The 14,455-nt window shown below is 24.3% G+C and carries 11 protein-coding genes; 5 read left to right on the forward strand and 6 right to left on the reverse strand.

The features are described from left to right. Positions 1-2: 2 nt before the first annotated feature. Complete coding sequence (locus H0H42_RS00175; RefSeq protein WP_223843690.1) at positions 3-632, reverse strand: alpha/beta hydrolase; 630 nt, start codon at positions 630-632, stop codon at positions 3-5. Positions 633-932: 300 nt separating this feature from the next. On the opposite strand from H0H42_RS00175, the gene sucC reads away from it, so the two are divergent. From sucC to H0H42_RS00190, 3 genes are all read left to right on the forward strand, one after another. Next, a complete protein-coding gene (gene sucC / locus H0H42_RS00180) occupies positions 933-2,150 on the forward strand; it encodes an ADP-forming succinate--CoA ligase subunit beta (RefSeq protein ID WP_185868537.1) in 1,218 nt (405 codons plus the stop codon). Positions 2,151-2,931: 781 nt separating this feature from the next. Beyond that, positions 2,932-5,082, forward strand: coding sequence for an ATP-dependent Clp protease ATP-binding subunit (locus H0H42_RS00185; RefSeq protein ID WP_185868538.1), 2,151 nt, complete (start codon positions 2,932-2,934; stop codon positions 5,080-5,082). Next, entirely contained in the window at positions 5,033-5,686 is a 654-nt protein-coding gene (locus tag H0H42_RS00190; RefSeq protein WP_223843691.1) for an endonuclease III domain-containing protein, read from the forward strand. Before H0H42_RS00185 ends, H0H42_RS00190 begins: the two co-directional genes overlap by 50 nt. Before the next feature lie 6 nt (positions 5,687-5,692). On the opposite strand, the gene H0H42_RS00195 is transcribed toward H0H42_RS00190, so the two are convergent. The 5 genes from H0H42_RS00195 to H0H42_RS00215 are packed head-to-tail and all read right to left on the reverse strand — an operon-like array spanning position 5,693 to position 10,022. Continuing rightward, positions 5,693-6,034 (reverse strand): DUF3127 domain-containing protein, encoded by a 342-nt coding sequence (locus H0H42_RS00195; RefSeq protein ID WP_185868539.1) that lies wholly within the window; start codon positions 6,032-6,034, stop codon positions 5,693-5,695. A gap of 7 nt (positions 6,035-6,041) precedes the next feature. Then, a complete protein-coding gene (locus H0H42_RS00200) occupies positions 6,042-6,977 on the reverse strand; it encodes an SPFH domain-containing protein (protein ID WP_185868540.1) in 936 nt (311 codons plus the stop codon). A gap of 29 nt (positions 6,978-7,006) precedes the next feature. After that, the gene (locus tag H0H42_RS00205; RefSeq protein ID WP_185868541.1) at positions 7,007-7,327 is read right to left on the reverse strand and encodes an iron-sulfur cluster assembly protein; all 321 of its coding nucleotides are present in this window, start codon (positions 7,325-7,327) and stop codon (positions 7,007-7,009) included. After that, complete coding sequence (locus tag H0H42_RS00210) at positions 7,327-8,721, reverse strand: M16 family metallopeptidase (protein WP_185868542.1); 1,395 nt, start codon at positions 8,719-8,721, stop codon at positions 7,327-7,329. Before H0H42_RS00210 ends, H0H42_RS00205 begins: the two co-directional genes overlap by 1 nt. 32 nt (positions 8,722-8,753) lie before the next feature. Then, the gene (locus H0H42_RS00215; RefSeq protein WP_223843692.1) at positions 8,754-10,022 is read right to left on the reverse strand and encodes a M16 family metallopeptidase; all 1,269 of its coding nucleotides are present in this window, start codon (positions 10,020-10,022) and stop codon (positions 8,754-8,756) included. Between the two features lie 165 nt (positions 10,023-10,187). On the opposite strand from H0H42_RS00215, the gene H0H42_RS00220 reads away from it, so the two are divergent. After that, positions 10,188-11,507, forward strand: a complete 1,320-nt coding sequence (locus H0H42_RS00220) for a c-type cytochrome (protein WP_185868543.1) — start codon at positions 10,188-10,190, stop codon at positions 11,505-11,507. Positions 11,508-11,521: 14 nt separating this feature from the next. After that, positions 11,522-14,446: a 4Fe-4S dicluster domain-containing protein gene (locus H0H42_RS00225; RefSeq protein ID WP_185868544.1), complete on the forward strand. Its 2,925-nt coding sequence runs from the start codon at positions 11,522-11,524 to the stop codon at positions 14,444-14,446. The last annotated feature ends 9 nt before the right edge of the window (positions 14,447-14,455 follow it).

The following is a 14,455-nucleotide window of genomic DNA, read 5'->3' on the forward strand; positions in this document are numbered from 1 at the left end:
TTTTAAATACATTTTTTTTTTATCCAATTTATGAGATCTTTATAATTTAAATCATCTAATGTATGTCCAGATTCATATTCTTTATAATATAAAGAGGATTTTGATATTTTTTTTTCTTTAAGAAATTCTATGCTATCTCTAGCTAAATTAAGAGGAATAATTGTATCATATTTTCCATGAGAAATAAAAAATTCTATTCTTGAATATTGATAATCATGTTGATTTCTATCATTAGAATGCAATACTCCAGTTTCAATATTTCCACTTAAAGCTATTACTTTTCTTATTCTCTGTGGATGACTTAAAGCAATGGCATAACTTAAAATTGCTCCTTGACTGAACCCACATAACCATACATTATTACATTGATATTTTTTTGTGACTTTATCTAAAAAATTTGATATTTTTTTGATTGTATTTTTCATTTGTACTACATCAAAAATCTTTTTACCATAAGAAAAATCTATATCATACCAATAATATTTATCAAATTCTTTCGTATAAATTCCTTGCAAACTAATCACAAAAAAATTCTTTGGTAGATCTTTTTCAAGAAGAAAAAATAAATCTTTTTCATTACTTCCATATCCGTGAATCATTAGAAAAATAGGAGATGATTTAAAATTTTCCACGTATGGCTTTTTTATTAGATGTTTAATTGAACAATTCTCTTTAAAAATCATTTTAATTGTATATTTTTTAATTCTTTATGAATAAATGAGGATAAACATATTTCCATGCATTTTTTCTACAGAAGTAGTTTGCTATTTTTTTTCATATTTACTATTATTTTTAATAATACATAATACTTGATAAAGTATAATATTTTTTAAAAAAAATTATTATAATAATATTATAAAAAAATATCATTCAAATTAACGATTTTTATTTTTAAAAATTTTAAATTTACTTTTATTTACAAAGTAAACTCGATGAATTTATATGAATATCAAGGTAGAGAATTATTAAAATACTTTTCTATTCATGTTCCATTTGGAATGGTAGCTTCTTCTCCAGAAGAAGCTGTAAAAATTGCTGAAATTATATTCAAAAAGACGAAAAAAAAATCTTTTGTTATTAAAGCTCAAATTCATGCAGGAGGACGTGGAAAAGCAGGAGGAATAAAAAAGGTACAAACATTAGATGATGTCTATAAAGAATCTAAAAATATGTTAGGTAAATTTTTAAAAACTCATCAAACGAATAAAAAAGGATTTTTAGTAAAGAAAATTTTATTATCGGAAGACATATATATATCAGAACCTAGTTATCCTAAGGAACATTACTTATCAATTCTAGTAAATCGAGAAAAAGAAAAAAATATCATTTTATATTCTAAAAAAGGAGGAATCAATATTGAATCATCATCCAATGATAAGAAAACTTATCAAGAATCAATTGATCCATTGATAGGTTTGCAAATGTTCCAAATTAGAAAAATAGGGTATAATCTAGGAATCATTAATAATAATGAATCATTAAAAAATTTTCAAATTTTTATGAAATTATTTTATAAAGCTTATTGTTGTAGTGATGCTTTATTATTAGAAATAAATCCTTTGATAAAAACTTTGAATAATAAAATTATTCCATTAGATGTAAAATGTATCCTAGATGATAATGCTGTATTTCGTTACAAAAAAAAATATTATAATTTTCTATATAATAATAAAGAAGATGATGATACATATGAAAACATTCCTTTTAATTTTTTAAGATTAGAAGGGAATATAGGATGTATGGTAAATGGTGCAGGATTAGCTATGGCTACTATGGATATGATTAAATCCTGTGGAGGATTACCAGCTAACTTTTTAGATATCGGTGGATCAGCTGATAAAATACGTGTAGAACAAGCTTTTTCTATTCTTTTGCAAGAAAAATCAATAAAAGCTATTTTAATTAATATATTTGGAGGAATTGTACGATGTGATACAGTTGCTTTAGGTATTATCAGTTCATATCAAAAAAATATAAAGAAATATTTTTTTCGAAATAAAATGCCATTAATCGTACGATTAAAAGGAACAAACGAAAATAAAGCAAAAAAAATTCTAGAGAATAGTTCATTATCTATTTATTATACAAATTCGTTAGAAGAGTCAGCAAATAAAATAAAAGAAATTATGATAGAACAAAAAGATGATTAAACATCTTCTATTAAATCAAAAAATTTAAATGTATCTATTCTTTGTGAAATGTATATGTTCAAAATGATCAATAATAAAACTTTGCAAAGTTTTATAAAAAAAAAGAAAGACATCATATCGTCCTTATCCTATTCATTGAAGATAACACACGATATTATCTATCAAATTTTTGAATTTTAAAAATTTTTCTTTTATTTCATAGTAATTATTGAAAAGAATATTCATTGATCCTTATGATTTTTTTTATTACAAAATGAAATTCATAAATAAATCTTGATATGAAGATAAATAGATAATAATATATTAATACGTTAAAAAAACCATAAAAATTCCAATAATTTTTTTCATCAACGAATTATAATATATTTTAAAAAATATTCATCTTTTTAAATGAAAATTTATAAAAAACATATTTTATTTTTTTCTTACATAAAAATATTTTTGATGTTTGTTTTCATCATTCTATATAATATTGATTTTTTTAAAAAAATAGTATTTATAGTAATGAAAATATTTGTTCATTATTTTAATAAATAATATAAAAATAATTTTCAAAAAAAGATATTCTTATTATTTCAAAAAATGTGAAAATTTTAAAAAATTATTAAATAATAAGAATTTCTTTCGTTATATTAAAATAATTAGAAAATCTTTTTTTAAAGATTATTTAAATGTTTCTATCTTATAAAAAATAAGATATATTTAGAACTCATTTTTTAACGATTCATCTAAAAAATGAGTTCTAAAAATCGTTCCTTTGATTAATTAATTTTTCTTACAAATGATTGAAATTGAAAAATTATCATTTTTTTTAAATGAAAAAAGACCTTATTCTTGTTCGGACTCAAATGAAAATGATGATGAAAAATCTTCATCTTATGAATATGAATCTGAAAAAAATAATACAGGATATGATGGTTATTATAAACCACATTCTAGAAAAAGTAAAACACCTGTATTAGATAATTTTGGAAAAAATTTAAATTCCATGGCGATTGAAGGAACATTGGATCCTATCGTAGGAAGAGATATGGAAGTTGAACGTATTTCTCAGATTCTAAGCAGAAGAAAAAAAAATAATCCTTTATTAATAGGTGAACCCGGTGTCGGTAAGTCTGCTATAATCGAGGGTTTAGCATTACGTATTGTACAAAAAAAAGTATCAAGAGTTTTATATAATAAACAAGTTATCGTATTAGACTTGGCAAGTCTAGTTGCAGGGACGAAATATAGAGGACAATTTGAAGAAAGAATGAGAGACATTATTAAGGAATCAGAAAAAAGTTCTGAATTAATTCTTTTTATTGATGAAATTCATACTATAATTGGGGCTGGAGGTAGTATTGGATCTTTAGATGCATCAAACATATTTAAACCTGCATTAACAATGGGAAATATTCAATGTATAGGAGCGACCACTCTTAATGAATACAGACAATATATAGAAAAAGACGGTGCTTTAGAAAGAAGATTCCAGAAAATTATAGTACATCCTTCTTCTGAAAAAGAAACTATTGAAATTTTAAAAAAAATTAAAGGAAAATATGAAAGTCACCATAATGTAATTTATACGGATGAAGCAATCATGTCTTGTGTAAAACTTACCGTAAGATACATGATTGATCGTTTTCTTCCGGATAAAGCAATTGATGCTTTAGATGAAACTGGATCACGTGTTCATATTAAGAATATCAAAGTTCCTAAAGAAATCATTTTCTTAGAAAAAGAATTAGAGAATATTCGAAAAAAAAAATCGATAGCTGTAAAAAATCAAAAATATGAAAAAGCTGCACGTTTACGTGATATAGAAAAAAATATAGAAAAAAAATTAATTGAAGTACAGGAAGAATGGAAAAAATATTCAAGAAAAAATAAAGAAATTGTACATAAAGAAAATGTTGAAGAAGTTGTTTCTATGATGAGTGGAATTCCAGTACAAAAAATCGCTGGAAAAGAAATGAGAAAATTAAATAATTTGATTAATGTTTTAAAAAAACAAATTATTGGACAAGATGCAGCTGTAGAAAAAATAGTTAGATCCATACAGAAGAATAGAACTGGACTGAAAAATCAAAATACTCCTATAGGTTCCTTTATTTTTTTAGGTCCAACGGGAGTTGGAAAAACTTATTTGGCTAAAATTTTTGCTAAAGAATTATTTGATTTAGAAGATTCATTGATAAGAATAGACATGAGTGAATATATGGAAAAATTTTCCGTTTCTAGATTAATTGGTGCACCTCCAGGTTATGTAGGATATGAAGAAGGTGGACAATTAACAGAAATTATTCGAAGAAATCCATATTCTGTTATATTATTAGATGAAATTGAAAAGGCTCATCATGATGTATATAATATTTTATTACAAATATTAGATTATGGATGTATAACAGATAATTTTGGAAGAAAGATTGATTTTAAAAATACAGTAATCATTTTTACATCAAATTCGGGAACTCAAAAAATAAAAGAATTTCCAAGCGAAATAGGATTTCCTATCATTCAAAAAAATCAATACCATAAAAAATATATAAAAGATGTATTAAAAAAATCTATTATAAAAAATTTTTCATCTGAATTTATCAATAGAATTGATGACATTATTGTTTTTAATTCTTTAAGTAAAAAAAATATATCAGATATAACTTCTATAGAAATAAGAAAAGTTATATCTCATGTTTTTAGTATAGGTTACCATCTTGTAATTTCAAGAGAAGTAAGAAAATTAATTAAAAGAAAAGGATTTCATAAAGAATATGGAGTACGTTTTTTAAAAAGGACTATAGAAAAATTTATAAAAGATCCTATATCAGAAAATATTATTAATGGAAAATTAAAAAAAGGAGATAAGATTACTTTATTTATCAAAAATTATAAGAGAAATGAAATTCAAGTTTTCATTGAAAATAAAGAAAAAAATCAACATCATTGAAAATATACTAGATGATTTATATCCTAATCCATCCAATAATTTATATTTTATAAACGAATATACTTTATTAATAGCTATTATACTAACTGCAAAAAGTAAAGAACAAAAAGTAAATGAAATAACAAAAATTTTTTTTAAAAAATTTTCTTCTCCTAAAGAATTAATAGGTTTATCAATAAATGAAATAGAAAATAATATTAAAGAGATAGGATTATATAAAAAAAAATCTCATTATATACATAAACTATCCAATGATTTAATCAAAAAATATAAAGGAGTTATACCAAAAAATATTTGTTTGTTAAAAAAACTACCGGGAGTTGGTCAAAAAACTGCATCAGTATTTTTGTCTTATATGAATCGTAATTATTCAGTATTTCCTATAGATACTCATATCAAAAGACTTATGAAAAGATGGAAATTAAGTCATGGAAGAAGCTTTAAACAAACGGAAAAAGATGCAAAAAAATTGTTTAAAGAAAAACATTGGAAAAAATTACATTTACAATTAATTTCATATGGAAGAGAATATTCTCCAAGTAGAAATTGGAATATAGAAAAAGATATTATATATAATAAATTAAAAAAATACAATTTATTGTAAAATATTTTAAAATGGAAGATCGTCGAAATCTTCAGAAGATAAAGAAGAAGAAATTGAGGAATTTTTCTTATTTTCAGAAAATTCTTCAATTTTCCAACCTTGTATAGAATTAAAATACTTTATAACTCCTTCGGGATTAGTCCATTCTCTTCCACGTATATTTATAAATATTTTAACTTTATCTTTTGGTTTTATATTTTCTAATAATTCAATTTTTTCCTGAACAAATTCTATAATAATATCTTGTGGATAAGGTTCCTCAGTAGTAATCACTACTTCTCTTTTTTTAAATCCACTTTCAAACTTTTGTATATTAAATATTTTTTTTATCCTTCCTATTATTTCCATGATAATTTTAATTTGTTTTTTTATTTTTAGATTTTTTTATAGATGATCCAATTTTATTGGATAAATGAAAAGATGTAATCATATCATTTAACATCTCTTTAGATGATGTAGGATGATTAGGTATCAATACAACACTTGTATTTCCATGATCTCCAATAGCCTGTAGAGTATCATAATGTTGAGTAACAATAATTAAAGATGAAGCTTCTTTTAAATTCAATCCTACATTATTTAATATTTTAATTGATTCTAAAGTACCTTTAGCTATTTCTTTTCTTTGATCAGCTGTACCTTTTCCTCGTAACCTAATACTTTCTGCTTCTGCTTTAGCTTTCATAATTATTTGTATTTTATCAGCTTCTGCTTTATATTCGGCCGCTACTTTTTCTCTTTCAGCCGTATTAATTCGATTCATAGCTTTTTTTACTTGTTCATCGGGATCTAAATCTGTAACTAAAGCATTAATAATAGAATATCCATAATTCAACATTGCATCTTTTAATTCACTTTTTACAACAAGTGCAATATGATCCTTTCTTTCGAAAAGATCATCTAATCGCATTTTTGGAACTTCTGCTCTTACCACATCAAAAATGTATGATTTAATTTGATTGTTAGGATGATCTAATCTATAAAAAGCATCATAAACTTTATTTGGAAGAACTCGATACTGTACAGAAACTTTTACTTTTACAAAAACATTATCTTTTGTTTTTGTATCCACTAATACATCTAACTGTTGAATTTTCAAAGTTAACTTTCCTTTCAAATGATCTATAAATGGAATTTTAAAATTTAACCCAGATTTTCTAATACTATGATATTTTCCCATTCTTTCAACAATTATTGCTGTTTCCTGATGAACTATAAAGAAAAAATTAGAAAATAAAGAAAAAACAAAAAACGATAACGTTCCATAAAATAATAAACTAAAAATACTCATCTATTTTATTAATAATTATATTTTATATCTTATAACAATCCTAATTCTAAACGAGCTTCTTCACTCATAAACTCTCTACTCCATGGAGGATCAAATGTTAAAATAACATCTACCTGTTCTACATTTTTTATATTTTTAATTCTTTTTTTTACTTCTAAAGGTAAACTTTCTATAACTGGACAATTAGGAGTAGTTAACGTCATTACTATTTTTACACAATTTTTTTCATTAATTTTTATATCATAAATCAGTCCCAATTCATAGATATCTACTGGAATTTCCGGATCATAAATGTTTTTTAATTCAGAAATAATTTTATTTTCAATATGACATTTTTCAGAATTAACCATTAGAATTTTTTATCTGTTAAAAATCCATTTCTATCAAAAAAACGAATAGGATATCCTAATTCATTTAGAGAAGAAAATATCTCCTTTCCATTTCCTACAACCAAAATCCTTTCATTTTCCATATGGAAAAATTTCCTACATGATTCATTAACTTCATCAAAAGTTACTGCATTAATATTTTTTATATAATTTTTATGAAATTCCATTGGAGCTTCTTCTTTCGATTCAGAAATAAAACAATCACAAGTTTTATATAAATCTTCTAAACTTAGAATGAATTGTCCAATCATTTCCTGTTTTTTAATTTCTAATTCTTCAAGATTTATTCCATGGTTTACAATTTGATTTATTTCATTTAATATCTCCTTAATTGTATTTCCTGTTTTTTTGTTTTTTACCTGTGTATCTATAGAAAAAAAACCAATATATTCGTCTGCCATTAGAGTCGAAGAAATTCCATAAGTATATGCTTTTTTCTCTCTGATATTCAAAAATAATCTACTTTGTGGACCACTACCAAGAATACCATTTGATAATATAGAAGGAATATACAATGGATCTTCTTTCCTTAAAAAAATAGGATTTCCAATACATATATGAGATTGTGTTAAATAAGGAAGATCAATTAAATCTATTTCTATTCCACGTGGAATAAAATGTTTTTTACTTAATAATAAATCCTCTTTTTCATCATTTGTATCATCAAATGGTTTTTCTTTCCAATCAGAAAAATATATGTCGCAAAAATCTTTTACTTCTTCTTTGGAAATATCTCCTACAAAATGGAGATAAAATTTATTTGGTGCGTAATATTCATTGTATAAATCTTGTATATCTTTAATGGTGATTCTTCGAAGGCTTTTAGAACTTTCATATTCTCCATAAGGATGTTTTCTACCGAAAAAAATAATGTTTTTAACTTTTTCTAAAATCTCACTGGGATCCTTTTCTGAAATTTTAATAGTAATGATTTTTTGATTGACAATCCTTTTCAATTCTTCTTGATTGTCTAATCTAGAATGCATTACAATCTCATGCATTAATTCCATAGATTTTTTGAGATATCTCTTCATAGTAGTCAATTCTATATCTTTAAAAGATGTATAGACAGTGACTCCCATATAATCTAATAAATTCTCTAACTCTTCTTTTTTATATTTTTTTGTACCTGCAAGTAACATTTTTCCAAAAACTGCTTGTAAACCAGCTTTATTACCTTCTTGTACAGGTTCCGTATCTAGAGACATTCCTATTCGAACAATTGGAATTCTATGATTTTCTACTAAAACTACTCTTAATCCATTTTCCATTTCAAAGAAAAAAGGATCTTCTATTTTCGGAGAAATTTTTCTTTTTAATGGTTTTGGAGGTATATCGAAATTTTGACAATACATAATGAAATAATTAAAAATAATATAAAAAAAAACTAATAATCTTCTGGAAGATTATATAAACGAACTCTATTGTTTTTATTCAGATATTTATTCGCAACTTCTTGAATTTCTTTTTGAGAAACTTTTCGATACGTATCGATTTCTTCATTAATTAAATTTGCATTTTTATAGTATGTTGCATAATAATTCAAGTTAGAAGAAATTCCTCCTATATAATAATTTTCGAAAGTAAAATACTTCTCAAACAAATTTTGTTGTTTTGTTAATTCATAGCTCGTTATTCCCTGTTCTTTAAATAAATCAATTTCTTCATCCATCGCTTCACATAAATTTTCTAAATGTACCCCAGTATTTAAAATTGCATAAAGGACAAATAAGCCATAATCTTCCATGGATTCTAAAAAGGATCCTGCATAAGCTGCAACTTGCTTTACATTAACAATACTTTTTTTAAAAGGAGAAGATTTTCCTGAAGAAAAAATATCATCTATTATTCTCATAATATATGCATCTTTACTTGTCACATTAGGAAATCGATAGGAAAAAAATACAGCAGGAATTTTAGAATTTTTATCGATAAACTGATAGAAAATTTCTTTTTCTATTGGTTTTTCTACAAAAATTTTTCTTTTTTCCAATTTTTTATTCTTTTTTTCTGAAGAAGATAAAAAATATTTTTTTACAAGATTTTTTGCTTCAAGAAGATTAAAATCCCCACTAATTGATAATATCGCATTATTTGGAATATAATATTTATGATAAAATTCGTTATAATCTTCTTCTTTTATATCATCTAAATCTTTAGATAATCCAATAATAGGATATTTGTAAGGATGTGTTTGAAATAATAAAGAAGGAATAATTTCAGTCATTGATTCTACATATGGGTGATTTTCAGTTCTACTTTTTTTCTCCTCTTTCACGATTTTTTTTTGAATATCAAGACATTTTTTATCAACATTTGAATAAAACATTCTTTCCGATTCTAACCATAAAATTAATGGTAATTTACTGGATGGAAGAGTTCCATAATAACAAGTTTCGTCATGGTTTGTATATGCATTATTGTACCCTCCATTAGAAGCAATATATTTAAAATATTCTCCTTGTTTCAGGTTTTTTGATCCTTCGAACATAAGATGTTCAAAAAAATGAGCAAGTCCGGTTTTATTAACTGGTTCATCTTTGCTACCTACATGATATAATACTGAAACTGATATTATAGGTTGAGTATGTTCTTGATGGTAAATGACATGTAATCCATTGGACAAATTCTCTTCTATAAAATTAATCTTTCTCAAAATTATTTGGTATTTAAATGATTGGATCTAATGAAAAAAAATGTTCTATTCATTAACAAAATAAATTTAATACTAATTATGATAAAAAATTTACAAATTTTTTTCATAATAAATGATATTTTTTTCTTTTATTTTGTGAAATAATTATGAACATGATATATGCGTATGAAAAAACTTTCTTTACTTTTCTTTCTTTTTCATTTTTTGATCACTGTATTAACATCAATAAAAACTGAGAATATATCTGGTAATTCAGAAAATGGAAAATCCCTATTCAAAAAGAATTGTACATCATGTCATTCCATTGATTTAGAGAAAAAAATGATTGGTCCTGCTTTATCTAAAGTGACTGAAAAAAGAAGTAAAGAATGGTTGCATAAATGGATAAAAGATAATAAATCGTTAAGAAAAAGTGGAGATAAAGATGCATTAGCAATATACAAGGAATATGGAAATATAGAAATGAATGCATTTCCTCAATTTTCTGATCAAGAGATAGATGATATCTTATCATTTATAAAAAATCCCCCAAAAAAAATACAAAAAACAATAAATAAAGAAGAAATTATTAATGATGATGAAATAAAAGAAGAAAAAAAATTTTTAATAAAACTTATTCTTTTTTTTATAGGAATTTTATTTATTTTTCTTCTTTGGACTTTTTATAGAATACAAGTATTAATATACCTCATTAACAATAAAAAATATATTCCTTCATTTAAAAAATGGGATTTTTTGTCTCATTGGTTTTATAAAAAATTTTTAACAAAAAATAAATATACATGGTATCTTATTTCTTCTTTTTTAGGAATTATTTTATTAATAAATATTTATATCTTTTGGTATTTTTTGATGAAAATAGATGTCAATAATGAATATCAACCGGAACAACCCATTTATTTTTCTCATAAAATTCATTCTGGAATTAACAAAATAGATTGTCAATATTGTCATTCCTCTGCAAAATATGGAAAAGTTTCTGGAATTCCTTCTGTTAATGTTTGTATGAATTGTCATATGACTATTAATGAATATCAAGGAAATTATATAGAAAAAGGAAAAAGTAGAGAAGAATATAATGAAGAAATAAAAAAAATATACTATGCATCTGGATGGAATCCAGAAAAAAGAACATATTCAAGAAAAAGTCATCCTATTAAATGGATAAAAATTCATAATATGCCTGATTTTGTTTATTTTAATCATTCTCAGCATATTATAAATGGAAACAAAACAATTCGAGAATTTAAAAAAACGGAAATCATCTGTAATGCTTGCCATGGAGAAGTACAAAACATGGATCAAGTAAAAATGTCTGGAGATTTTACGATGGAATGGTGTATTTCTTGTCATAAAAATACCGAGATTAATAAAAATAGTAAATATTATAAAGAATATTTTTTAAAAAATCGTCCATTTAAAAGAAAAGAGAAAATTACAATAGATAAGATTGGAGGAAAAGAATGTGCTAAATGCCATTACTAAAATTAATTAGTATTATGATTAAAAAAAAAGAAAATATTAATGAATCAATAAAAACATTATTAAATGTTGAAAGTTCAAGAAGAGACTTCCTAAAATGGATTGGATATAGTACAGCTTCAGTTACTTTATCTTCTTGTAAAGGGCCCGTTATCAAGTCTATTCCTTACATTGTGAAACCAGAAGAAATTACTCCAGGAGTTCCTACATACTATGCCTCTACTATGATGGATGCTTTTGATATGAGCTCTGTTTTAGTAAAAACAAGAGAGGGAAGACCCATAAAAATAGAACCTAATCTTCTTTCCAAAAATTGGAATACAACTTCAGCGAGAATTCAATCATCATTATTACTTCTTTATAATGAAGAAAAATTCAAGCATCCTTACATTAACGGAAAAAAAACTAATTGGAAAAAAGTTGATAATTATATTATTAAACAATTAAATATTCTTAACAAAAGAAAAAAAGAGATTGTTTTTCTTTCTCATTCATTGCCAAGTTTTACAACAAAAAAATTATTTAAAGATTTTCAGAAAGTTTATCCATATTCAAAATGGATTGTATATGACTCAATTTCATATTCTAATGCATTAGATGCATCAAAGAAGGTTTTTGATATTCGTGCTTTTCCTAGTTTTGATTTACAAGACATTGAATTGATAATTTCATTCGATGCGGATTTTTTAGGAGACTGGAGTCCAGAAAATATGGGAAAAAATTATGTCAAAAATAAAACTCCAGAAAAATCAATGATTCGACACATTCAAATCGAAAGTAATATGACAATTACGGGAGCTAATTCAGACATACGAATTGTTAAAAAACCTTCATATATAAAAAAAATGTTAATAGAGTTGTATAATTCTATTTTTTTTAATGTAAATACTGAAGATCAAGAAGTTAATAAAATTCTATCTCTTATTAAAGAAAAAAAATCAAAAAGTGTAATTTTTGCCGATGGGGATCAAGAATCATACGAAATTTCTTTTCTAATTAATAAAAAAATTAATAGCAATTCTTTAAAACATGATAATTTTATTTTTTTAAAAGAGAGTAATGATTTAGAATGTAAAGAATTTATAAATAGTTTAAAAGAAGGAAAAATTGGAGGAATTTTTTTGAATGATATAAATCCTGTCTATAGCTTACCCTTATCCATGGATATTAAAAAATATTTAAAAAATATACCTCTGAACGTATCTTTTTCTATAACAAAAAATGAAACAAATCAATACAGTAAGATCATTGCACCTATTCCACATTGGTTAGAATCATGGGGTGACACACATCCTTCATCAAATTACTATACATTAATGCAACCCGCTATTCAACAAATTTTTGATACTCGACAAATGCAAGATTCATTGATTATTTGGGGAAAAATGAATATAAAAAACTATTATGAATATCTTAAAAAAAATTGGACAAAATATATAATTCCTAATTCTAATGTTTCTTCTTTTAACCAAGCTTTATTTTATGGATTTTTATTAAAAAATAAATCAAAAAAAAAGGATAATAAAAAAGATAAAAAGAACAACAATCAGCAATATATCTTACATAAGAAAAACAATAAAAATAATAATGCATTTGAATTAAAATTATATACAAAAATAAGTATGGGAGATGGATATCAATGGAATAATCCTTGGCTACAGGAATTACCAGATCCTATTACTCGTACAACATGGGAAAATTATTTAACCATATCGTTTTTCGATGCTAAAAGAAAAAACATAAAAAATTGGCAAACGACAGATGGGTCCTTACATGGAAATTGTGTAAATTTATTTTTAGACAGAAAATTAATTTTTAGAAATATTCCAGTTCTTATTCAACCTGGTCAAGCAGAAGGATGTATTGGATTAGCATTTGGATATGGACAAAAAATAGGAAAGTTATCTCATGTATGTTCGGGATTCAATGCATATAAAATATATGAAAATTTCTGTATTGTACAGAAAAATATAGAAATAGAAAAAACAAAAAAGGAATATCAATTTTCATGTATTCAATTACAAAATGATTTGATAGGAAGAAATATTGTTAAAGAAGTAAATTTAAAACATTTCTTAACAAATCGTAAAGAAATTTGCAATGAAAATGAAGAACATCAAGATTTATTAAATGAACTAAAGAAACTCTCTATTTGGGGAGAAAAAAAAGAAAAGAAAACAGGACATCATTTTAATCTTTCCATAGATTTAAATGCATGTATTGGATGTGGATCTTGTATCATTTCTTGTCATTCGGAAAATAATGTTCCGATCGTAGGAAAAGAAGAAATTACAAAATCTAGAGACATGCATTGGGTACGTGTCGATAGATATTATTCAGTTAATCATAATAAAAAGAAAAATTTAAAAGAAATAGATTCATTTTATAGAAATCCAAAAGTATCTTTTCAACCTATAATGTGTCAACATTGTGAATATGCTCCTTGTGAAACTGTTTGTCCAGTTGGTGCAACTTCACATTCAAAACAAGGTCAAAATATGATGACTTATAATCGATGTATTGGAACTCGATATTGTGCTAATAATTGTCCATATAAAGTAAGACGGTTCAATTGGTTTAATTATTCGAATAATAAAAAGTTTGATTTTAATATGAATAATTCTTTAGGAAAAATGGTTTTGAATCCTGATGTAGTAATTAGAACTCGAGGAGTTATGGAAAAATGTTCTTTATGTATACAAAGAACTCAATATACAATAGTAAATGCTAAAAAAGAAAATAGAAAAGTAGAAGATCATGAATTTGAAACGGCTTGTAGTATTTCATGCCCAACTAAAGCAATAACTTTCGGAGATATCAACGATAAGAGTAGTGAAATATACGGAAAAATTAACGATAAAAGATCTTATAAACTTCTTGATTTTCTTGGAATTAAACCTAACGTTTCTTATTTAATAAAAGTAAGAAATAACGATGAATAGATGAATTAA

This window comes from Blattabacterium cuenoti (assembly GCF_014252275.1).
In the GTDB taxonomy this organism is placed as follows: Bacteria; Bacteroidota; Bacteroidia; order Flavobacteriales; family Blattabacteriaceae; genus Blattabacterium; species Blattabacterium cuenoti_O.